The sequence below is a fragment of the Synechococcus sp. R65.1 genome (assembly GCF_047461755.1).
In the GTDB taxonomy this organism is placed as follows: domain Bacteria; phylum Cyanobacteriota; class Cyanobacteriia; order Thermostichales; family Thermostichaceae; genus Thermostichus.
Window position 1 is genome coordinate 302,415 of the sequence record NZ_JANSHU010000001.1, and the last position, 20,946, is coordinate 323,360.

A 20,946-nucleotide genomic window follows, 5' to 3' on the forward strand; every position below is an offset into this window, starting at 1 on the left:
AGGGTGATGTGAGGGGGTGAGCGCAGGGCTGCTCGGCTGGCAAATTGCTCGGCAAACTGTTGTTTGATTGCCGTCACCTGCTCCTGCAGGTCTGCTGGAGGAAGAAGGGCTAGAAACAACCGCTGCTGGGGAGCGTTGACTAGCATTGCCAAGTAGGCAAGAGGTACTTTCCTCCAGGCTAGGGCATCGCCTAATTATCTAGCGACGCAGTGGTAAGAATCCCCCATGACCCAGCTTTCCCCTGTCTCTCCAGAGCCTCAGCCGGCTTCGATTCCCTCCTACCATTGGCATCTATTTCTCTGCGCCGACCAGACCAAGCCCAAGTGCTGTGAAAGGGCGGTGGGGCTGGAGGCCTGGGAATACCTGAAGCTGCGGATTCAGCAGTTGAACCTAGAGCTGGCGGGCGTTGGCTCTCTGCGCGTCAACCGCACCAAGGCCAATTGCCTACGGGCATGCAACTATGGCGTTCCCGGGCCCGTGCTGCTGGTGTACCCCGGTGGGTTTTGGTACCACTCGGCCACGCCGCCAGTGATAGAGCGGGTGCTGCAAGAGCACATCCTGGGCGGGAAGCCGGTGGCTGAGTACCTCGTTGCCCAAGCTACTCTGATTGCCCCTCAGCGCCCCTGATCCAGGAGGAGGTGAATGGCTTCCACACAGGCTGCCGTTACCCGCTGCAGCTCAGCTTTCTCGCTAGAAACTGGCGGGGGGATCAGCTTGCCGATGCGCACGGTGATGGGGCAAAACAAACGCGGCCAGCGGGATCCCTTGGGCAGCACCTTCTCGGTGCCCCAGAGGGCGACAGGGAGCAGGGGTGTCTGAGTGCGCGCTGCCACCAAGGCTGCCCCCAGGTGAGGCTGGGGAATGCGGCCATCGGGGGTGCGGGTGCCGTTGAGAAAGATCCCTACTGCCCATCCCTTGGCCAGAGCTGCTTCTGTGGCCTGCAGGGCGCTGCGATCTGCCCCACCTCTTTTTACTGGATAGGCGCCGTAGAACCGGATCACCTGCTTGAGCACGGGCACTCGGAACAGCTCTTCTTTGGCCATGAAGGCTACAGGGCGGCGCACTGCGTTGGCCAGCAAGGGCGGATCCAGGTGGCTAGCATGGTTGCTGACGATAATGAGGGATCCCTGGCGAGGCACATTTTCCTGCCCATAGGTGCGGCCAAAATACAGTCCCCGAAACAGCGGGTTGACCACTAGCCACTTGAGCAGCCAGTAGGCCAACCAATCCCGGCGGCGATAGCCCATCGCAAAGCTCGAGATTCTCTAGAGTTAGCAACAGCTCCCTCTTTGAGTGTAGGGGAGAGGGGTAGCGGAGGGAACAAACAGCGAACGCTAGCATCTAGACTGAGAAAAACCTCCAGCACAATTGGGGAGCGGTTCATAGGCGAAGTCGGGAGCCAGCAGTTAAGATCACCGCGCCTGGCAGTCCCACCTGGAAAAGGGGGCAAGGAGTCGTGAACTGTGACGTGTTGGTCATTGGCTGCGGGGTGGTGGGTTGTGCCATCGCCTATGAGCTAGCGGCAGCAGGGCTATCAGTCATTGGGATAGATGCTGGGGAGCCGGCCTCAGGGGCTACCGGCGCGTCGCTGGGGGTGTTGATGGGAGTCTGCAGCCGCCAACCCAGCGGGGAGGTGGTGCAGTTGCGCCTAAAAAGCCTGGAGCAGTTTGATCCCCTGATTGCTCGGCTGGAAGCAGACTTGGGTCGCACCTTGCCCGTCAATCGGCGCGGCATCCTCCGGCTCCTCCAGGAGGAGGAGGTAGCAGCCTGGCAAGAGACCCTGGCAGCTCGTCAACAGGCGGGCTATGGCCTCCAGTGGCTGAGTCCGGCGGAGGTGAGATCCCTGCAGCCTGGCCTGCGTAGCGACCTGGCGGGGTCTATCTACTCTCCCCACGATCGCCAGATCCACCCCAAGCTCTTCACGCAGGCGCTCTTGGAGGCAGCTCAACGCCGAGGAGCCTGCTTTTTCTTTCACCAGCCGGTTTGCAGCTTTCAGCGCAGCCCAGATCCCCCCTTTCGCGTAGAGGTGGTTCACACCCCATCGCTCACCTTGGCAGCGGGGTACGTTGTTCTTGCTGCTGGTCTGGGCAGCTCTGCTCTGGCCAAAGAGCTGGGCTTGCAGATGCCGCTGCAAGCTGTTAAGGGCCAGGCCCTGCGGATTCAAGCTGCTGGGATCCCGTGGGGGCCAGTGGTGGCTGATGGGGATCTCAACTTGGTTCCTTTAGGGGATGGATCCCTGTGGGTGGGGGCAACGGTGGAATTTCAGCCCCCCCACGCCGGGCCAACCCTGCTGGCTCTTCAGGATCTGCTGACCCGCGCCATCCGGCTTTGCCCAGCTTTGGCGGAAGCAAGGCTATTGGAACACTGGGCCGGCCAGCGGCCGCGACCCCTGGGGCAGCGCGCTCCCATCCTAGGGCCGGCTCCTGGCTATGCCAATCTGCTCGTTGCCACTGGCCACTATCGCAATGGGGTCTTGCTGGCTCCCATTAGCGCCGCCATCCTGCGAGACTTGATCCTAGAAGGCAAAACCGACCTGGACACCCTCAGCGCCTTTGCCCCCCGCCAGAAGTGAGTAGCACGGAGCACTAGCAACGTGGTCTTTGAAAATAGGGCCGCTTCTGCTGCCAGCACCAGGCAGTTTGAAGGATCTCAGCCAAGTTGGTATAGCGGGGCCGCCAGTTGAGGTCACGGCTAATGGCCGTGGCGTCGCCCACCAACCGCGGCGGATCCCCGGGTCGGCGCGCCCCCACTTGCACAGGGATCTGCTTGCCGGTCACGGCCTCGGCTGTGGCAATCACCTCCCGGACAGAAAAACCTTGGCCATTGCCCAAGTTGTAAGCAGGTTGCAGAGGCTTGCCAGCCGCCAGCGCCTCTAGGGCCAAGACATGGGCTTGCGCCAGGTCGGCAACATGGATGAAGTCGCGGATACAGGTACCGTCAGGGGTATCGTAGTCATCCCCAAAGATGGTTAGGTGAGAGCGCTGGCCAGCGGCAACTTCTAGGGCTAGGGGGATGAGGTGGGTTTCTGGGTCATGGGCCTCGCCGATTTCGCCGTCAGGATCGGCGCCAGCGGCATTGAAGTAGCGCAGGCTAACGGATTGGATCCCGTAGGCAAGCTGGAAGTCCCGCAGCATCTGCTCCACCATGAGTTTGCTCTGGCCGTAGGGGTTGATGGGGCGCTGGGGGTGGGTTTCCGGGATGGGGATCTGCTCCGGCACGCCGTAAGTGGCACAGGTGCTGGAGAACACCAGGTAGGGGATCCCGTGATCCCGCATCGCCTCCAACAAGGTCAGGGATCCGGCCACGTTGTTGCGGTAGTATTTGCCCGGATCCTTGACCGACTCGCCCACGTAGGCATAGGCGGCAAAGTGAATTACCCCTTCGGGGCGGTACTGCCGGATGACTTGATCTAGCCGATGGCGGTCGGCAATGTCGCCAATTTCCAAGGGCCCCCAGCGAACAGCCCAGGGGTTGCCGTAAACCAGGTTGTCGTAGGCAATCGGCAGGTGGCCATGGGCCGCCAGGGCTTTACAGGTGTGGCTGCCGATATAGCCTGCGCCGCCTGTAACCAGAAGCCGCATAGGCCAGGGGGAAGGAAATCCCTGTCTAGAATACAGCCATTCTCGCAGACCTCGGCAATTGCCCCGGCCTATTCCAAAAGCTGCTGCCACTCGAGATGAGGCTGCCAAGCTTCTGCCAGGCGATCCAGCAGTTCTTCCCGCTGCTGGGCGTAGTGGCCCTCCAGCTCTGGCAAGGGATCCCAGCCTTTTTGTCGGCGCAGCCAGTTTAGCCATTGCCGCCGCCAGCGGTGGTTGTCGAAGAGGCCGTGTAGATAGCTGCCCCAGACCCGGCCTGTGGGATCCCGCCAACCCAAGCCTTCTTGCTCAAAGATTGGCAGGCAGCCTGAGGAATTGGCCTGGGTGGATCCTTGGTGGATCTCATACCCCTGGACAGGGGTGGTGGCAGGCCAGCGGCTTTGTGTTTGCACCTGCTGGGTGACCTTGGTGGGCTGCAAGACGGTGGTCAGCGGCAAGAGGCCCAACCCGGGGTAGGTGCCGGCAACTCCCTCTCGGCCTTCAGGATCGGCGATGGTTTGTCCCAACATCTGCAGCCCGCCGCAGATGCCAACAATGTGGCCGGAATAGTGGCGCAGTTGGTCGGCTAGGCCACTCTGGCGCAGCACCAGCAGATCCTTGAGGGTGGTTTTGCTGCCGGGCAGGATGACCACATCGGGGGATCCCAGGCTCTGGCCAGGGACAACCCAGCGCAGATGGACGCTGGGCTCTGCTAGCAAGGGGTCGAAGTCGGAGAAATTGGCCACCTGGGGCAGGCGAACCACGGCAATCTCCAGCCGGTCTCCCCGCCGGGGACGGCGAACTTCCCAGAGGTGGGGGCCGGCCTCCAGGCCCAGCGAATCTTCCTGCGGCAGCGCCCAGTCCAGCCAGGGCAGAACTCCGACCACGGGGATCCCGGTGTAGTTCTCCAGCCAATCGAGGCCAGGCTGCAGCAGCTCCCGCGCGCCGCGAAACTTGTTGATGACAATGCCGCGGATCAGGGCCCGTTCCTCTGGCTCTAGCAACTGCAGGGTGCCCACCACATGGGCTAGCGCCCCCCCTCGGTCAATATCTGCCACCAGCCAGGTGGGGGATCCCAGATGCAAAGCCACCCGCATGTTGGCCAGATCCCGCTGCTTGAGGTTGACCTCTGCCGGACTGCCTGCCCCCTCGCAGACAATCCACTCGTACTGCTGCTGCAGGCGAGCCAGGGCTGTTTTCACCGCCTCCCAGGCAGGCGCAAACCAGCGCTCGTAATACTCACTGGCACAACAGGTGTCCACCGCCACGCCGTTGAGGACCACCTGGGAAGTTAGGTTGCCCTGGGGCTTGAGCAAAATCGGGTTCATCTCCACGGCGGGCGGGATCCCGGCGGCCCAGGCCTGCAGGGCCTGCGCGTAGGCAATCTCGTGGCCCTCGGCAGTGACATAGGCATTCAGCGACATGTTCTGGGCCTTGAAGGGGGAAACCCTCTTCCCCGCCTTCTTCAGGAGGCGACAGAGGGCAGCCACCAAAAGGGTCTTGCCCACATGGGAAGCTGTCCCCACCACCATCAAGGAGCGGCACAGCTGGGCCATTGCGGATCCCCTGAGCTTTTCGACGGGCAGACCCTCCCTCCAAAGGGGCAGAAGAAAAGGGAGGGAAGCAGCTTCCTCTCCCACGCAAACTCACTCAAGCTGGGGCAGATGGATTCGAACCACCGAATGGCGGGACCAAAACCCGCTGCCTTACCACTTGGCGATGCCCCAATTTACCTTGCCTAGCTAGCTCAATATAGCGATGTGGCTTTGAATCTGTCAACGGTTCCTTGGTCGCCTAGGTCGTGGGGAAGCTGCAGCTATTTGCCAGAGGGCCAGAGTCGACCTCAGAAGGGCTGGGCAGCTGGGGGATGGGGACCACTTCGAAGAAGTAGGCCCGGATCTCCGGCCCAAAGTAAATGACATCCCCACTTCTCAGGTAGTGGGTAGCCACGCGGCTGCCGTTGACGAATACGCCGTTGGTGCTGGAGTGCCCTTGGCGGTCGCCGTCGATGAGACAGTAGGTAAACCCTGTGCGGCTAGACCGGGTAGGCACCCGCACCAGGTAAGCATGGCGGCGCGAGACAAACTGGTTGACAATCTGGATGGTGTTGGAAGGGTCCCGGCCAATGGTGTAGATATCCCCCCGCAGGATGTAGCTGCAGGGCCGCACAGGATGACAGAGGCAAAGGGTGAACTCCGGATAGGACAGAGGCTGCTCGGGAACTGGCTCGAACAGCTCTTCTGCCAGTTCCAACTCCTGGCTAGCGGACAGCTGTGCTCCGCCCACTGCTGTAGTCGCAGTAAAAAAGTCGTTGAGGTTAGATGGCAACGGCTTTCCCTCTCCCACCTTCAAGTACACCCCACTCAACCTAGGCTTTCCAGGCAACTCACAAAACCCGCAACTTGCAGGTTCCCACCTCCTCCAAATTTTGCATCAGGCAGAGCTTTTCTCTGGCTGTCTGGGCCCGCTTGGAGCGGCAAGCCTTGCTAGCAGACAGGCTATTCTGGGTAGCAGGTCTATAGCTTACTTTATAACCCTAAGGTGCGGATGTGACGGAAGCTCTGTTGCGTCGGTTGGATGTGGCTACAGAAGCGGCTCTGGAGGCGGCAGCACTGTTGCGGGAGTACGTGGACAAAGCTCTGGCTATTGAGGAGAAACGTCCAGGGGACTTGGTGACAGCAGCAGACCGCGCTTCCGAGGAGCTCATCTTGAAGATCCTGAGGCGCCACTTCCCCGAAGATGGGATCTTGACGGAGGAATCGGGCCAGCAGGGATCCCCAGAAGGCACCTACACCTGGGCGATCGATCCCTTAGATGGCACCACCAACTTTGCCCACGGCTACCCCTTTGCGGCCGTCTCTATTGGCCTGCTGGAGGGGCGGGAGCCGGTGCTAGGGGTGGTCTGCGACATCTTTCGGGGGGATCTCTTTCGCGCCGTACAAGGGATGGGAGCCACCCGCAACCGCAAACCCATCCGCGTCTCCTCTACTACCGAACTCTCCCGCAGTCTCCTGGTTACTGGCTTTGCCTACGACCGCCGGGAAACTCCGGACAACAACTACGCTGAGTTCTGCCACTTCACCCACCTCACCCAGGGAGTGCGGCGAGGGGGATCGGCTGCCCTTGACCTGGCCTACGTGGCCACTGGCCAGTTGGACGGCTATTGGGAGCGGGGTCTCTCCCCTTGGGACATTGCCGCTGGGATTGTCTTGGTGCGAGAGGCCGGCGGCAAGGTTACCGCCTACGACGGCAGCCCGGTAGATGTGTACAGTGGCCGCCTGCTGGCCAGCAACGGCTGGCTCCATGCTGCTCTCCAAGAAGAACTGGCCCAGGTCAGCCCCCTGCCGGTTTCCTTCCCCCTGCGGCGGAATCGCCAGCTCGGAGAGCGCAGCAGCTAAAGTCAAAGTCTACGTAAAGGCCAGCAAGTCATGGCGCTTTTGCAAAGCAAGGGAGGCCACTTAGTCGGGAAAAGACTCCGGCGTTGTTGTTGGGCGGCAGGGTTTGGCCTGGCGCTTCTCTTGGGGATCCCCGCCTATCCTCAGCCTGCCCAAAAGCCAGCCTCAGCCGCCCTCGTGGGTTCCGACTCCCGTTGGGCCCAAATTCGGGCGCGGGGCCGTCTGCGGGTTGGCCTGGATCCCAGCTTGGGCCCTGCCTACCTCTACACCGACCTGGGGCGAAAAACCTACGCCGGCTTTGAGTGGGAGATCCTCGAGGCCATTGCCCAGACGCTAGAGGTGCGGCTTGAACCTGTCTACATCCCCTGGAGCCAGCAGTTGACGGCCTTGCAGGCGGATGAGGTGGATCTCATCTGGGGAGCACGGGAAGGTCTGGGCCTGGATTCGCAGCAGTTTCTCGCCACCCGACCCTACTACCTCAGCCCCCAGCGCTTGGTGGTGCGGGATCCTGGGCAAGGGGAGCCCCCTATCCAGTCTCTGGCCCAGCTCTTTGGCCGCAAGGTGGGCATTGTAGTCAATAGTACGGGAGCAGCGCTGTTGGAAGCCTACAACGAGAGGCGGGGCAACCCCATCCGGCTCTTTGCCACCAGCAACCCCGAGCGCCTGTTTGCCCAGCTCCAGGCCGGCCAGTTGGATGCAGTGCTCGTCGATCAGCCCGTGGCTGTCCTGGGCCTGCGGCAGGCGGGATCCCGGCTGCGCCTAGTGGGGCCGCCTCTCTTCCCCATACCTTTGGTGGGAGTGGTATCCTCGCAGCACCCTTCCTTGAAGGAAGCGGTGGATGCGGCGATCGCAGCCCTGGCTGAAAATGGAACTCTGCAGCAAATCTTGGAGAGGTGGCAACTATGGGAGCCAACGCTGATGTCCCCCGCATTGACCGGGGGCTAGCCCGTTATGAGACTGACCACTTTGCCATCCTGGGTGTGCCCCTCACCGCCGACCCCAAGAGGATTCGGCGCGGCTACCTGCAGGCGGCCAAGGCCCTGCACCCGGATCGCTTTGTCGGGGATCCGGAAGGGGCAGAGCGGGCCAATGTCCTCTTTGCCAAGCTGGTCAACCCGGCCAACGAGGTGCTGACCAAAGAGCGGGAGCGGTCGGAATACGAGGCTCTGCTCAAGCTGCGCATCCAACGGCTACTGGAGTCGCCGCCTGCAGATCTCTGGCCTACGGGAGAGGCAGTCAAAGGTTTGGCCGAGTCTCCCAACTGGGAGGAAGAGTATGTCCAGCGGGTGGAAAAGCTGGCCAAAGAGCAATACAGCTCCCTGGCCACCCTGCTGGAGAAAACCGAGCAACTGAGCGAGCTCAACCTGGCCTATCTGTTGCTCAAGGCTGGCTACAAGGCAAGCCCAGCTCCTGCTGCCAAAACCACCCCCCTGGGCGGGATCCCGGCCAGCCCCCCAGCTCCGCCGCCCCCTTCTCCTGCCGCCCCGCCTCCACCTCCCCAACCCAGTCCTGCCGAGACCCGCTTCCTGCAGGCCCTGGACATGATCGAGCGCAAGCAGTACCGGGCTGCCATCCAGTACTTAAACTTTGCCATCAGCGCCCAGCCCAACGTGGCCCGCTACTACCTGCACCGGGGTATTGCCCACCTGAAGCAGGGCAACGCCGGTATGGCCAAGGCTGACTTTCTGCAGGCCAGTCGCCTAGAACCCAACAACGCCGAGTTGATGGCCGAAGTGCGCCGCTGGCTGCAGCAGGTCACCACCCAGCAGCCGGTTCCCGTTCCCTCGGCTAGCCGTCAGACCTCCCAGCCCCAAAAGGTGGTGCCGCCCTCCCGCAAGGGAGACAGCGGTGGCTTCTGGAGCCGCCTCTTCGGCATCTTCGGCAAGAAAAAGTAGGCTCAGCTCCCTTCAGGAAGCGCCCGCCAGCACCAGCAGCGTGACCAGGGATCCCGTGTTCCAGAGGCTGTGGAGCAGGATGGGGGCTAGCAGGTTGCGGCTGTGGCTGTACACCACTCCCAGCACTACCCCCAGCATGGTCAAGGGCAGCAAATCGGCAAGGTTGAGGTGAGCAATGGCAAAGGTGAAGGCGCTTAGAGCAATGGCAGCCCCCATCGGCAGGTAACGGCCCAGCGTCGGCAGCCAAAAACCCCGAAACAGCACCTCCTCAAAAACGGGGGCACAGACAGAGACCACAGCTAGAAATAGCAACCGCGCCCCCCAGCCGTGGCTCTCCAAAAGCAGCGGCAAAATGGGGTTGCCGCCCCCCGCCTGCGGCAGCAGTAGCTGCGACAGCGCCGCCGCCAGCACCACCAGCGGTAGGGCCGCCCCGTAGCCGCACAGGCCCCAGAGCAGCCAAGGACCCCCTAGGCGCACCTGCAGCACTTTTTGCCAGCCTGGGTAGGCACGTAGGAGCCAGGACAATAGCCCTGCCCCCAGCAAAGCCCCAGAGTTGTAGGTGAGAAACAGGGTCGCTCCTTGGTGCCAAGGGCTAAGCTGCTGGGCTCCCAGGCCAAGGAGGGTGGTGTAGAGTCGAGGCACCAAGGCGCTGAGAAGAAGAAACCCCAGGAACCATCCCGTTAGCACTGCCTGCGCCCCGATCCCTGGCCAAGGCACCTCCCAGGGAGGACCCACGAGAGAACGTTGGCGCCAGAAGCTCCAGCCCAGCCAGCCCACTAGGAGGATCAGCCCCAGCAGCGCCCCCAGCAGGGGGATCCCGCCCACCACCGCCAGCCGGAACAAAGCTGCCAGAGCCAATTTTTCCTGCTGCTGGTTAAGGGCATTGAGGCTGTCGCCGCGCTGTTGTAGCCGGTAGAGCTGCTGCAGGGCCACCGCCTCAAACCAGCCGTCCAGGTGGTTGCGGAGGTGTACCTCGGCCTCTGGCAGGATACGCCGCGGCGTCCCCCACAGCCCCTGCAAGACCTGGGCTGCTTCCTTTTGCGGGGATTCCAACTCGAAGGGACGGCTGGGATCAACCACTTGCTGCCACTGCCGGTGGGCCGCCTCCAGATCCTCCTGGTAAGCGTAGAGCAAGCCCAGGCGCAGCCGTAGCCCGTCTAGCTCTGCCTGCAGCTCCTGGACAGACGTGAGGAGAGCGGGATCCCCTGTGGACCCTTCGCCCCTCGTCTCCAGCCCTGCCACCCGTTTCAGGCGCTGTAGGCGCTCGGCGTAGTTGTCGGCCACCTGCTGGTAGCGACTGCTAGCTACCTTGAACACCTCCTGATCCAGCAGAGCTCGGGCCAGATCCTGATAGCGAGGATCGTCAAGGGTGCGGGCAGCCTGCAGGGCAAGATCAACTTGTAACAGGTCCAGCTTCGTTTGCAGCGGCGGCTGGAACCAACTGCTGGCCAACGCAAGCCCAGCAATGACAAAAGCTAGCAAACTGAGCAGGTTGAGGAGCCCCCGGCGAACAGAAAGCCAACCGAAAAAGGGATCGACAAAAGCCGTGGCTTCAGAGGGAGACATGGCAGCAACGGCGGCAACTCCAGCGGCTTATATCCTAGCTTCTCTTGGCCTCAGCCGACTGAAGGAGTCAGCGTCGCTCTAGCCAATAACGGTAGATGGGCAGCCCCAACTGCAGACACTGCCACTCCCGCTCAGTAGGAATGCCAAAGGGGTTGTCATCGAGGGGACCCTGGTAGGGATTCCAAAACTGCGGATGCTCTAGGAAATGAGCGACCATCTCCTCGGCAACTTCCTGCACATCCGACTGCAAGAAAACAGGGCTGCCCGGTTGCAGCAGCAGCGCCAGATCCGCCACCAGTTGGGGCTGGACGATCCGCCGCTTGTGATGGCGCTTTTTAAACCAGGGATCCGGAAATTGAATGGTGACGCGGCTAAGCTCCCCAGGGGCAAACAGATGCCTTAGGGAGACGTTGATGTTGGCAAACAGGAAATAGACATTGTCCAGCCCCAGCTCGTCCCGCCAGGCATTGGCCCGCTCCACCAGCGGCTGCCGAATCTCCACGCCCAAAAAGTTCCAGTCGGGCTGTTCCTGGGCCAGGCGCAGCAGAAAGCGCCCACTCCCGCTGCCGATATCCAAGTGAAAGGGCTGTCCCAGCCGCCGATACACCCGTTCCCAGTGGGGTGGGGAAGCAGGCTGTTGGTACTGAGCCTGCAGGGGGTTGACGTGTTGCCGCAGCCGTTGGCCAAGCCCCTTTTGCAGCGGGAGGTCAGCCCAGGGGGGAGAAGAAGAGCCCTCCTTGGGTTGGCTTCTAGGACTGGGCCGTTGCACTTCTGTTGCCATAAGCGCCAGCTTCGGCTCTTGCAGAGGGAACCCTCTAAGCTACCACTGGATACTGTCAATGACCTGCCGCAAGATCTGGGCCGAGCGGTGCAATTGCTGCTGCTCGCTCTCGGTAAGGGCCATGACTAGCGTGCGCTCCACCCCTTGCCGTCCAACGACCCTGGGCAAGCTAAGGCAGACCTCCGGCAGGCCGTACTCCCCCTGGGTGAGGCTGCTCACGGTTAAAACCCGCCGCTGATCCCGCACCAGCGCCTGGACAATCTGCGCCACCCCTAGGCCAATGGCATAGCTCGTGGCCCCTTTGCGGCGGATGATCTCGTAGGCGGCGTTGCGCACCTGCTCGAAAATATCCCCCAAGTGGGCGGGATCCCAGGCTGGCGAAAGCTGGCCAATTGGCGTGCCGGCGATATTGACCTTGCTCCAGACGGCCACCTCGCTATCCCCATGCTCGCCGATGATGTAGGCGTGCAGGCTGCGCGGATCCACCCCCAGCCGCTGGGCCAAAAGGTAGCGAAAGCGGGCCGTATCCAAGACCGTTCCCGACCCCATCACCTGCCCTGGCGGCAGCCCCGACAACTTCAAAGAGACATAGGTCATGACATCAACGGGGTTGCTCACCACGAGGAAGATGGCCTCTGGACAATGCTCCATCAGGGCCGGGATCAGGCTTTTGAAGATCTCGACGTTGCGGTGGACCAAATCCAAGCGGGTTTCCCCAGGCCGCTGCTTGGCCCCTGCCGTTAAAATCACCACATCAGACCCGGCGCAATCGGCCAGCTCCCCTGCCCAGATCCGCGTCGGCTCGACAAAGGGGATCCCGTGCACCAGGTCCATCACCTCTCCTTCCAGCTTGGCGCGGTCGATATCGTGAAGAACCAGCTCGTCTAGCGTGTTTTGGATAACCATCGCGTAGGCACAGGCCATGCCCACTTGCCCAGCGCCGATGATGGATCCCTTCAAAAGGCGACGGGAAGCCTGCTGCTTAGCCTGCTGCTGAAGGAGAGCCAGAGGTTGGTGCCCAGAGGCCGTCATGGCTTAATCCAAGACATGGGCGAAGCGACGGTAGAGAAAGTCGAGGGCAGAGTGGCGCAGCTCGTAAAACTCAGGCATTTCCAGGATACGGGAGCGGATGCGCGGTCGCTCGAAAGGAATGGTCAAGATCTCGCCAATACGAGCAGCAGGGCCGTTGGTCATCATCACCACCCGGTCTGATAGATAAAGAGCCTCGTCGATGTCATGGGTAATCATCAAAACCGTGCAGCGGTGATCCCGCCAAATGGCTAGCAGCTCATCCTGGAGCTCTTCCTTGGTAATGGGATCCAAGGCCCCAAAGGGCTCGTCCAATAGCAGCACTTCAGGGCGAACGGCCAGAGCGCGCGCAATGGCCACCCTTTGCTTCATGCCGCCAGAAAGCTGCTTGGGCCGCTTGTGGGCTGCTTCGGCCAAGCCCACGAGTTCCAGGTGTTCCTGAACGATTTCCCTTTTCTCGCTGGGGGATTTATCGGGATAGGCCTGATCCACCACCAGATAAACATTTTCAAAAGCTGTCAGCCAAGGCAAAAGGGAATAGTTCTGAAACACCATCATCCGATCCGGCCCTGGAGCAGTGATGGGCTGGCCCTTGAGGGTAATGGACCCGGACGTTGGAGCAGAAAACCCGGCCACCATGTTGATCAAGGTGGACTTACCACAGCCGGAGTGGCCAATAATGCAGACGAATTCCCCGGCAGCTACTTCCAGATCGATGTTTTCCAAGGCAACAAAGGGCCCTGCCGCAGTCCAGTAGGTCTTGCCCACATTCTGAAGACGCAGAAGAGGCAGCCCTGCGGCAGAAACTGTTGAAGACGAGGGCGAGGAAGATAGGCGAGAGCGGGTCATCATGGCGTTTTCAGTTTGAGAGGCTAAGGTAACAAAAGCTAAACTTCGCTAAGCCGGTAGTTCTGCAGCTTCGGCTCCTGCCCTATGGCCACCGACTCCAGGTAGGCAATGGGATCCTCGCCATCAAAGCGGGATCCATCGCCAAAGAGCAAAGCTCCACGGTCGTGGGCCCGATCCGGCAGCCCCAGGTCTCTGGCAGCTAGGGCATAGGTCTTGTCGTCTAGCACTTGCTCGAGGACAGAAACCCAATTGCGAGGAAAAGCGCAGAGGCCCCAGCGAGCCATCTGCGTCAGGATCCAGAGGTGCTCCAATCTTTCCGGACAGGTGTTGCGCCCGTTGGCAAACTGATGGAAACCGACAATCACTTGCGACTCATCGGCAGTTCCCCGCTGCAGGATGCCCCTCCACCCTGGCTGCAGATCCTCCAGGGCCGCGCCCACATACTGAGGCTGGGCCAGCCACTCCAAGATCTCAGAACGGTGCTGCGGCTGATCGCAGTAGTGGCAGGCCTCCAGTAACGCCTTGACCAGAGCCACGTGGGTGCGGGGGTAGCTTTGGGCCCAGTCCTGGCGCACTGTTAGGACTTTCTCGATGTGGCTGGGCAAGATTTCGGGGGTCGTGGTGACGATGAACCCCAGCCCTTCCCTAACGGCGCGGGAGTTCCAGGGTTCGTCCACGCAGTAGCCGTCGATATTGCCGGCTTTGAGGTGGGCCACCATCTGCGGGGGTGGGATCACTGTCAACGTGACGTCGCGATCCGGATCCACCCCTCCGCTAGCCAGCCAATGACGCAACAAGAAGTTGTGCAGGGAAGCCGAGTGAACCACCCCCAGGGTAGGGACGGCCTCTGGGGTTTGCCTCAGGTAGTTGCCAAGATCCCAGGGGCTAAAAACCCCCTGCAGCAAAAGTCGACGCCCAAAGGTAATGGCGCTGCCGCCGCGGGAGAGGGTTAACGAGGTTACCAAAGGCACCGGCACTCCCCCTACTCCCAGAGTGGACGCCAACGGGATCCCGGCCACCACCACAGCCGCATCCAGCCGACCGGAGCGGATCCCTTCCCAGATGGTCTTCCAGCCCGGCTCTCGCACCAGGGTGACCTGTTCCAGACCGTGCTTTTGAAACAGGCCTTTTTCTTGGGCCACCACCAGAGGGGCGCAGTCGTTGAGGGGCACAAAGCCAATTGCCAAGTTGACTTTTTCCAGCCCCCCCTTGGCGATGGCCACGCGGGTGAGAGTTTTCTGGCGGGCCCGCTTTTGTTGGTTGAGAAAGTGGATCATCTCCCCCCGCAGGCTGTAGTACTCGGGGTGATTCACCACTTCCAGGCGGTGGCGGGGGCGGGGAAACGGGATCCGCAAGATCTGGCCGACGCGGGCCTCAGGGCCATTGGTGAGCATCACCACTCGATCCGAAAGCAGAAGCGCCTCGTCCACATCGTGGGTCACCATGACGCAGGTGAGCTGCTCGGCCTGGGCAATCTCCATCAGTTGCTCCTGCAGGCTGCCGCGGGTAAGGGCGTCCAGCGCCCCGAACGGCTCATCCAACAGCAGTACCCTGGGGCGAATGGCCAAAGCCCGGGCAATGGCCACCCGCTGTTTCATCCCCCCCGACAGATGGGCCGGGCGCTTGTCGGCTGCCCCCTGCAGCCCCACGCGGCGGATGTGCTCTTCCACAATCTGCTTCCGCTCCGCTTTGGGAAGGGATCCCAGCACCTCGTCTACGGCTAGAGCAATGTTTTCCCGCACCGTCAGCCAGGGCAGCAGGGAATAGTTCTGAAACACCACCATGCGATCCGGCCCGGGATCCGTCACCTGCCGGCCCTCTAGGAGAACACCGCCTCGGGATGGCTGCTCTAAGCCGGCAAGGATATTGAGCAAGGTCGATTTGCCACAGCCGGAGTGGCCAATGAGCGAGACAAACTCCCCTTTTTGGATCTCTAGATGGATGTCTCTCAGGACAGGGTAGACTTCTCCATTGTCTAGAAGAAAATCTTTGTCTACATGATCAACTTCAATGTAAGGCTGGGTCTTCATAAGGCTACCTAAGGGATTCCTTGAAATGGATTGTTGGGATCAGGAAAACTTAGCCTAGTGATCTTCGCTCACCACCAGCGAGCCAATCCAAGCCGTGATGCGATCCAACAAAAGTCCAACTAGGCCAACATAGACCAAGGCCAGAATAATCTCGCTAACGCGGGAGCTATTCCAGGCATCCCAAATGAAGAATCCAATGCCCACGCCGCCAATCAACATTTCCGCCGCCACAATAGCCAGCCAAGACAGGCCCACCCCAATGCGCAAGCCGGTGAAAATGTAGGGCACGGTTGCCGGGAAGACGATCTTGAAGAAATACTTCCAGCCAGACAGACGCAGAATTCTGGCCACATTGCGGTAATCCTGTGGGATCCGCTGCACGCCAGCGATGGTGTTGATCAAAATAGGCCAGAGGGCAGTGATGAAGATAACAAAAATGGCGGAAGGATTGGCATCGCGAAAGGCGGCCAAGGAAATGGGCAGCCAGGCTAAAGGTGGCACTGTGCGCAGCACCTGAAAGATGGGATCCAAGGCCTCGTAGAGCCAGCGGTTAACCCCAATGATCATGCCGCCCACGACCCCCACCAAGCCGGCCAGGGCAAACCCAATGAACACCCGCCGCAAGCTGGCCCAAATTTGCCAGAACAGCCCTTTAGCATTGCCACCATAGTCAAAAAAGGGATCTTTAATGAGGGGATCCCAAGTGTCCTGCCAAACTTGGAGAGGTGTGGGCAAGTTGGCTCCCGGCCGGCTGTAGGCAATTTGCCAGAGAATGAGCAGGATTAGAATGGCCGTGGCGGGCAACAGAATGCGGCGCAGCACCTTGTAAACCTGAACCCGTTGCCGCCAAGCAAAGGTAGAGCTAGCGGGTGAACCAATGCCGGCGTTGGCCCGAAGAGCAAAACCTGGGCCAGTTTTCAGCAGCCATTGTCCTAGGCCAGCCAGTAGGGAAAGGAAGATCCGCAAGAGGTGGTAGCTCAACTTTAGGGCGGATTCGGGAAGTCTCATAGTCTACTAGGAGTGAGGTTGAAGTTAGCTTAGAGGGATCCCAAGAGAGAAGGGGTTCAACTTGAACACCCTAGGTAGAAGTTGGCGGATCCCTTCTCTCCTGGGCAGTTACCAACTCAGGCAAGTCAGCAAGTTAGGCCAGCTTCTTAATCGCCAACTTCTCCAGATAGGCGGCAGGATTTTCGGGATCGAACTTCACCCCATCGAAGAAGGTTTCCACGCCGCGGGAGGTGCTGGGGGGAATAGCAGCCTGCTGGCCAATGGCTTTGGCGGCCTCGCGCCAGAGATCTTCTCGGTTGACCTTATCCACCAAAGCTTTGGTATCGGTGTCAGCAGGCAGGTAACCCCAGCGGATGTTTTCGGTCAAGAACCAGAGATCGTGGCTCTTGAAGGGGTAGGAAGCACTATTTCGCCAGAACTTCATCAAATGGGGGCTGTTCTCAACAACCTTGCCGGTGCCGTAGTCGAAAGTGCCTTTGGCGCGGCCCAAGATATCCGCTACGGGAACCCCCAACCAGCGACGGTTGCTAATGATGCGGCACATTTCTTCTTTGTTTTCCATCTGCTCGCACCAGATCTGGGCTTCTAGGATTGCTTTCAACAGGGCCAGGGTGGCTTTCGGGTGCGCATCCACCCAGTCGGCCCGCAGGGCAAAGGCCTTTTCCGGGTGGTTGTTCCATAGCTCGCCGGTGGTGAGGGCACTATACCCCTCTTTTTGGTTCACCAGCTGGGCATTCCAAGGCTCGCCCACACAGAGGGCTTCCATGGTTCTGGATTTTATATTGGCCACCATCTGCGGCGGCGGCACCACAATGAGGGAGACATCGCGGGTGGGATCGATCCCGCCTGCGGCCAGCCAGTAGCGCATCCACATGTCGTGGGTACCGCCGGGGAAGGTCATCGCACATTTGGGATCTTTGCCGGCAGCTCGAAGCTCGGCAAACTTAGCTTTGAGGGGGGAACTATCCAAGCCAATTTTCAGATCCCGATATTCGTTGGAAATGCTGATGCCCTGACCGTCCAGATTGAGACGGGCCAAAATGTACATAGGCACCGGCTTGCCATCGGTAACTTTGCCGGTGGTGATGAGGTAGGGCATGGGGGTGAGGATGTGTGCCCCATCGATGCCGCCGGCGGCGGATCCCAGCACCAAGTTGTCGCGGGTGGTACCCCAAGAGGCCTGCTTGACCACCTCCACGTCTTTCATGCCGTACTTGGCAAAAAACCCCTTCTCTTTGGCAATGATGAGGGGGGCAGCGTCGGTGAGGGCGATAAATCCCAGCCTGGCTCGCGTGGTTTCTGGGGTATCAGCTTGAGCTACCCAGTAGCCCTGCCCCAAGGATTGGGATTGGGCGCGGGGGATCCCAGCCGTAGCTGCTCCAGCCGCAAGGGCAGCTGCCCCAGCCAAAAACTGGCGACGGGAGATGGGAGAGGAAGTGTTGAATAGCTTAGACATCACAACCTCCAAAATTTCGAACGACGAACTGCCTAGTAGGTCATCAAGGGGGAAGCAGAGGTCTGAGCAGCCGAGGGATCACGACGCGGCTTGGCCCCGAAGTGCTCAATCAGTAGCTCCACCAAGACGGGCTTGAGGTCTTCGCAAGGGATCCCTTGGCGCACGCATTCGCCCAGCTTGGCGTCTTTGCCCACTTCTCCCCCCATGTAGATGTCCACTGCCTCCACCGGCTTGCCGTCCTTGCGAACGGTGGTGCCCATGAGGCCAATATCGGCCACCTGGGGCTGGCCGCAGGAGTTGGGACAGCCTGTCCAGTGGATGCGCACCGTTTGAGGAATCTCCAGCTCGGCTTCCAGCTCTTCCATCAGGGCCACGGCGCGGTTTTTGGTCTCGATGAGGGCAAAGTTGCAAAACTGGTTGCCCGTACAGGACACCAACCCCCGCTGCAAGGGTCCCGGGTTGGGGGAGAACTTTTTCAAGAGCGGCTCTTGGAGAAGCGGCCCCACCCGCGAGTCGGGCACATTGGGGATGAGCACGTTCTGCTCCACCGTTAGCCGCAGCTCTCCGGAGCCGTACACCTCCGCCAAGCGAGCCAGCTCCCTCATCTCCGGGACGTTGAGCCGCCCGACGGGCACGTGCAGGCCTACAAAGTTGAGGCCCAGTTGCTTTTGGGCGTGTACTCCCAGCAGATCCCGCTTGTGCCAGACCACCTCGTCTTTTTCCGCCGCTCTGGGCAGAGGGTGGCCAATCTGCTGCTCCACCGCCGCCCGAAACTTCTCCAGGCCCCACTCGTCAATGAGCCACCTCAGCCGCGCCTTTTGCCGGTTGGCCCGCAGGCCGTGATCCCGATAGACCAGCAGCACCGCCTCACATAGAGGAACCACATCGCGGGGATCTACCCAAACGTCCAGCCCGATGGCCTCGGCACAGCGGCGGGCCGAAAAAAAGCCTCCCACCAAGACGTTGAAGCCCAGCTTGCCCTCTTTGAAAGCAGGCACAAAAGCCAGGTCATTGATCTCGGCATGCACCGAGTTGTCGCGACAACCGCAGATGGCGATGTTGAACTTGCGCGGCAGGTTGGTGAAGGAAGGGTTGCCCTCGCCGTTGTTGGTTACCATGTCCTGCACTTTGCGGGTGAGGCCGCGCACGTCGATCAGCTCATCCGGGTCGATACCGGCCAGAGGGGATCCCGTGATGTTGCGCACGTTATCCATGCCTGACTGGATGCTGGTCAGGCCCACCTCCTTGAGTTGCCGCAGAACCTGAGGCATGTCCTCAATGGGAATGCCCCGCAGTTGCAGGTTTTGCCGAGTGGTGATGTCGGCTACGCCATCTTGGCCGTAGGGGCGGAGGATCTCGGCCAACTTGCGCATTTGGCCGCTGGTCAGGATCCCATTGGGCAGGCGCAGCCGCAGCATGAACTTGCCAGGGGTGCGCTTGCGAAAGAAGATCCCCAGCCACTTGAGGCGGTGATCTCGGTCGTCTTCGGGGATGTTCTCCCAGCCCATTTGGGCAAAAGCTTCCAGCTCGTCCTTAACCGCCAGCCCATCCTTCTCGCTTTTAAGGCGTTCAAACTGGTTCGCCATGATCGCTGCCGTGGGATGAACGCCGCCTATCCTAGCGATGACGAACCATTGACTTTGGTAGTTGGCGTTACACTTCTTAACGAGCTATGCGATTTCGGCATAGCTAAGTTGTGGTTTATGCATAGGAGAGGGGGATCCTCTCTCCCCCGCCAGGAAAAACAGCGTTTACTGCCCCTCTATCCCACCTTCAAAAGAACCCTAGCCAACTGCTCGCAGGCTGCCCTGATCTTCTCCAGGGTGCCGGGATTGACCAAGCCGTAGTAGTCAAATCCATAAACTTTCCCAGTTTGGACGGCTTGCAACCGATTCCAAAAGGGGCGGGAACGGAAAAACGCCAAGGGATCCGCCGCCTCCGGGTTGACCACCAGCAGAACTTCTGGGTTGGCTTCCAGGATGCGCTCTGCCGAAAGGGTGACGTAGCCTCGAAAAGGCCCTTGGCTTTGCAAAGTAGCGGTGAGATTGTCCGCGCCAAAGCGTTCCAGCAGATCCCCGGCCCAGCTTTGCCGGTTGGGAGAAAGAATCGGCTGGGTGCCCACCAAGAGCAAGGTTTTGGGTCGAACGCGGGGCAGTTCCTGGGGCAAAAGGGATCCATACTGCCGCAGCAAGGGATCGGGATCCGCCCCCAAAGCAGCAGCCAGGGTGGCAATCGTCTCTTCCAAAGCAGCCCAACTGTCCACGCGGGTGAGGTAGGTGGGGATCCCCAGCTCCTGCAGCCGTTCTGCCAGAGCCTCGTGAAAGCCACTGGCCCCCACCACCCAGTCCGGTTGTAGGGCCACAAGCTGCTCCAGGTTGGGTTGGTTGCCCAGCCCCAGGCGGGTCAAGCCTTGGAAGCGGGGATCCTCCTCCAACAAACGACTGGCAGGGATCCCCACCAGCTTGTCCGGAGCCAGGCGATAGAGAATATCGGCTGTCAAGGTGGTGAGGCTGGCTACCCGACGAAAAGGACTCTGTCTCGCTGACAGGAGTGGCTCCTGAGGGATCCGACCTTGGGCTTGGGCCAAACGCCCCATTCCCCAGGCCCCCACGCTGGCCAGACCAAAGGCGAACAGTTGACGGCGAGAAAGACGAGACAGCATAGACAATCTCCAAAACAATTCCCAAACAGCAATCAATTGAGGGTGAACTGGATGGGCACCACCACCCAAGACTCGATGGGGGCGTTGTTTCTCAAGGCCGGGCTGAATTCCCACCGCTGCACCGCCTCCTGCGCTGCCCTATCCAGGGCGGGAAACCCACTGGAAGAGGCGATCTCCACCTGCTGCACCTGCCCCTGGGCATTGACCTTGGCCCGCAGCAGCACCTGCCCCTGTTGGCCGAGACGGCGAGCTTGAGGCGGGTTGGGGGGCGGAGGATTGCGACCGGGGATCGGGCGGGCCAGGATGTCCGGCTGGGGGTTGGCAGCCACTGTCGGTGGGGAGGAACTGGGGGTGGCAGGTGTTGGGGCAGAGGAATGGGGTTGGGCTGCACCTATACCGCCAGGTGTCCCAGTTTCAGGATCCCTTGGCCCCAATCTGCTCTCGCTGCCGGGGGAAGGCGGAGCGGCGGCAGTCTTTACGCTGGAACGGATCCCTTGGATCAAGGGGGTAAAGCGGGGCAGAGGGGTGCTTGAGGTAACCGGGGCGGAGGTGAGTGGAGTCGCTGTAGAGGTGGGGGTAACCGCCGGAGTTGGGGTGGGCTGTTGTGGCGGAGGAGTGGGTTGCGGGATGGCTGTCGGTAATGGGGTCAGCGGAGGAGTAGGGGTGGGTTCTGGCTTTGCCGTGGGAATGGGTGTAGGGG

Annotated in this window: 20 protein-coding genes and 1 tRNA gene; 5 read left to right on the top strand and 16 right to left on the bottom strand. The window is 60.8% G+C overall.

Annotation, left to right across the window (positions count from 1 at the left end; all coding sequences use genetic code 11):
• Nucleotides 1-225 precede the first annotated feature (225 nt).
• Nucleotides 226-627, top strand: coding sequence for a (2Fe-2S) ferredoxin domain-containing protein (locus NW814_RS01565; protein WP_414404925.1), 402 nt, complete (start codon nucleotides 226-228; stop codon nucleotides 625-627).
• Here NW814_RS01565 and NW814_RS01570 read toward each other — a convergent pair.
• A complete protein-coding gene (locus NW814_RS01570) occupies nucleotides 615-1,247 on the bottom strand; it encodes a lysophospholipid acyltransferase family protein (RefSeq protein WP_414404926.1) in 633 nt (210 codons plus the stop codon). The two genes, NW814_RS01565 and NW814_RS01570, sit on opposite strands and share 13 nt — an antisense overlap.
• 209 nt (nucleotides 1,248-1,456) lie before the next feature.
• Here NW814_RS01570 and NW814_RS01575 point away from each other — a divergent pair, with 209 nt between their 5' ends.
• Nucleotides 1,457-2,572, top strand: coding sequence for an NAD(P)/FAD-dependent oxidoreductase (locus tag NW814_RS01575; RefSeq protein WP_414404927.1), 1,116 nt, complete (start codon nucleotides 1,457-1,459; stop codon nucleotides 2,570-2,572).
• A 13-nt stretch (nucleotides 2,573-2,585) separates the two neighbouring features.
• Here the strand turns inward: NW814_RS01575 and galE are convergent, their stop codons facing one another.
• The 4 genes from galE to NW814_RS01595 form a co-directional block, all read right to left on the bottom strand.
• Entirely contained in the window at nucleotides 2,586-3,581 is a 996-nt protein-coding gene (gene galE / locus NW814_RS01580; protein WP_414404928.1) for a UDP-glucose 4-epimerase GalE, read from the bottom strand.
• Between the two features lie 68 nt (nucleotides 3,582-3,649).
• Complete coding sequence (locus NW814_RS01585) at nucleotides 3,650-5,131, bottom strand: cobyric acid synthase (protein ID WP_414404929.1); 1,482 nt, start codon at nucleotides 5,129-5,131, stop codon at nucleotides 3,650-3,652.
• A gap of 99 nt (nucleotides 5,132-5,230) precedes the next feature.
• Nucleotides 5,231-5,302: transfer RNA gene (locus NW814_RS01590), tRNA-Gln, on the bottom strand.
• 67 nt (nucleotides 5,303-5,369) lie between these two features.
• Entirely contained in the window at nucleotides 5,370-5,861 is a 492-nt protein-coding gene (locus tag NW814_RS01595) for an FHA domain-containing protein (RefSeq protein WP_414404930.1), read from the bottom strand.
• A 263-nt stretch (nucleotides 5,862-6,124) separates the two neighbouring features.
• Here NW814_RS01595 and NW814_RS01600 point away from each other — a divergent pair, with 263 nt between their 5' ends.
• The 3 genes from NW814_RS01600 (at nucleotide 6,125) to NW814_RS01610 (ending at nucleotide 8,865) form a co-directional block, all read left to right on the top strand.
• Nucleotides 6,125-6,973 carry an inositol monophosphatase family protein gene (locus tag NW814_RS01600; protein ID WP_414404931.1) on the top strand — a complete coding sequence of 283 codons (849 nt, stop codon included), beginning with the start codon at nucleotides 6,125-6,127 and terminating at the stop codon, nucleotides 6,971-6,973.
• A gap of 174 nt (nucleotides 6,974-7,147) precedes the next feature.
• Entirely contained in the window at nucleotides 7,148-7,915 is a 768-nt protein-coding gene (locus tag NW814_RS01605) for an ABC transporter substrate-binding protein (protein ID WP_414404932.1), read from the top strand.
• The gene (locus tag NW814_RS01610; RefSeq protein ID WP_414404933.1) at nucleotides 7,873-8,865 is read left to right on the top strand and encodes a DnaJ domain-containing protein; all 993 of its coding nucleotides are present in this window, start codon (nucleotides 7,873-7,875) and stop codon (nucleotides 8,863-8,865) included. Before NW814_RS01605 ends, NW814_RS01610 begins: the two co-directional genes overlap by 43 nt.
• Before the next feature lie 12 nt (nucleotides 8,866-8,877).
• Here the strand turns inward: NW814_RS01610 and NW814_RS01615 are convergent, their stop codons facing one another.
• The 11 genes from NW814_RS01615 to NW814_RS01665 form a co-directional block, all read right to left on the bottom strand.
• Nucleotides 8,878-10,431 (bottom strand): lysostaphin resistance A-like protein, encoded by a 1,554-nt coding sequence (locus NW814_RS01615; protein WP_414404934.1) that lies wholly within the window; start codon nucleotides 10,429-10,431, stop codon nucleotides 8,878-8,880.
• Between the two features lie 67 nt (nucleotides 10,432-10,498).
• On the bottom strand, nucleotides 10,499-11,212 hold the full coding sequence (gene trmB, locus NW814_RS01620; protein ID WP_414404935.1) for a tRNA (guanosine(46)-N7)-methyltransferase TrmB: 714 nt from the start codon (nucleotides 11,210-11,212) through the stop codon (nucleotides 10,499-10,501).
• A 39-nt stretch (nucleotides 11,213-11,251) separates the two neighbouring features.
• Nucleotides 11,252-12,172, bottom strand: a complete 921-nt coding sequence (locus NW814_RS01625) for an L-lactate dehydrogenase (protein WP_414394376.1) — start codon at nucleotides 12,170-12,172, stop codon at nucleotides 11,252-11,254.
• 75 nt (nucleotides 12,173-12,247) lie between these two features.
• Nucleotides 12,248-13,090 (bottom strand): ABC transporter ATP-binding protein, encoded by an 843-nt coding sequence (locus NW814_RS01630; RefSeq protein WP_414404961.1) that lies wholly within the window; start codon nucleotides 13,088-13,090, stop codon nucleotides 12,248-12,250.
• 38 nt (nucleotides 13,091-13,128) lie between these two features.
• The gene (locus NW814_RS01635; protein WP_414404936.1) at nucleotides 13,129-15,120 is read right to left on the bottom strand and encodes a nitrate ABC transporter ATP-binding protein; all 1,992 of its coding nucleotides are present in this window, start codon (nucleotides 15,118-15,120) and stop codon (nucleotides 13,129-13,131) included.
• A 54-nt stretch (nucleotides 15,121-15,174) separates the two neighbouring features.
• The gene (gene ntrB, locus NW814_RS01640) at nucleotides 15,175-16,128 is read right to left on the bottom strand and encodes a nitrate ABC transporter permease (RefSeq protein WP_414404937.1); all 954 of its coding nucleotides are present in this window, start codon (nucleotides 16,126-16,128) and stop codon (nucleotides 15,175-15,177) included.
• 133 nt (nucleotides 16,129-16,261) lie between these two features.
• A complete protein-coding gene (locus NW814_RS01645; protein WP_414404938.1) occupies nucleotides 16,262-17,584 on the bottom strand; it encodes a CmpA/NrtA family ABC transporter substrate-binding protein in 1,323 nt (440 codons plus the stop codon).
• A gap of 32 nt (nucleotides 17,585-17,616) precedes the next feature.
• Entirely contained in the window at nucleotides 17,617-19,170 is a 1,554-nt protein-coding gene (locus NW814_RS01650) for a ferredoxin--nitrite reductase (protein WP_414404939.1), read from the bottom strand.
• A gap of 176 nt (nucleotides 19,171-19,346) precedes the next feature.
• Nucleotides 19,347-20,246, bottom strand: a complete 900-nt coding sequence (locus NW814_RS01655; protein ID WP_414404940.1) for an ABC transporter substrate-binding protein — start codon at nucleotides 20,244-20,246, stop codon at nucleotides 19,347-19,349.
• A gap of 32 nt (nucleotides 20,247-20,278) precedes the next feature.
• Complete coding sequence (locus tag NW814_RS01660) at nucleotides 20,279-20,575, bottom strand: energy transducer TonB (protein WP_414404941.1); 297 nt, start codon at nucleotides 20,573-20,575, stop codon at nucleotides 20,279-20,281.
• A gap of 85 nt (nucleotides 20,576-20,660) precedes the next feature.
• A partial coding sequence (locus tag NW814_RS01665; protein WP_414404942.1) for a hypothetical protein occupies nucleotides 20,661-20,946 on the bottom strand: 286 nt, incomplete at its 5' end.

What these genes read in the sequence shown, in the direction of transcription:
- trmB (WP_414404935.1), bottom strand. Translation starts at nt 11,212, where the DNA reads ATGGCAACAGAAGTGCAACGGCCCAGTCCTAGAAGCCAACCCAAGGAG.
- NW814_RS01610 (WP_414404933.1), top strand. Translation starts at nt 7,873, where the DNA reads ATGGGAGCCAACGCTGATGTCCCCCGCATTGACCGGGGGCTAGCCCGT.
- NW814_RS01645 (WP_414404938.1), bottom strand. Translation starts at nt 17,584, where the DNA reads ATGTCTAAGCTATTCAACACTTCCTCTCCCATCTCCCGTCGCCAGTTT.
- NW814_RS01570 (WP_414404926.1), bottom strand. Translation starts at nt 1,247, where the DNA reads ATGGGCTATCGCCGCCGGGATTGGTTGGCCTACTGGCTGCTCAAGTGG.
- NW814_RS01585 (WP_414404929.1), bottom strand. Translation starts at nt 5,131, where the DNA reads ATGGCCCAGCTGTGCCGCTCCTTGATGGTGGTGGGGACAGCTTCCCAT.
- galE (WP_414404928.1), bottom strand. Translation starts at nt 3,581, where the DNA reads ATGCGGCTTCTGGTTACAGGCGGCGCAGGCTATATCGGCAGCCACACC.
- NW814_RS01615 (WP_414404934.1), bottom strand. Translation starts at nt 10,431, where the DNA reads ATGTCTCCCTCTGAAGCCACGGCTTTTGTCGATCCCTTTTTCGGTTGG.
- NW814_RS01655 (WP_414404940.1), bottom strand. Translation starts at nt 20,246, where the DNA reads ATGCTGTCTCGTCTTTCTCGCCGTCAACTGTTCGCCTTTGGTCTGGCC.
- NW814_RS01650 (WP_414404939.1), bottom strand. Translation starts at nt 19,170, where the DNA reads ATGGCGAACCAGTTTGAACGCCTTAAAAGCGAGAAGGATGGGCTGGCG.
- ntrB (WP_414404937.1), bottom strand. Translation starts at nt 16,128, where the DNA reads ATGAGACTTCCCGAATCCGCCCTAAAGTTGAGCTACCACCTCTTGCGG.
- NW814_RS01630 (WP_414404961.1), bottom strand. Translation starts at nt 13,090, where the DNA reads ATGACCCGCTCTCGCCTATCTTCCTCGCCCTCGTCTTCAACAGTTTCT.
- NW814_RS01565 (WP_414404925.1), top strand. Translation starts at nt 226, where the DNA reads ATGACCCAGCTTTCCCCTGTCTCTCCAGAGCCTCAGCCGGCTTCGATT.
- NW814_RS01635 (WP_414404936.1), bottom strand. Translation starts at nt 15,120, where the DNA reads ATGAAGACCCAGCCTTACATTGAAGTTGATCATGTAGACAAAGATTTT.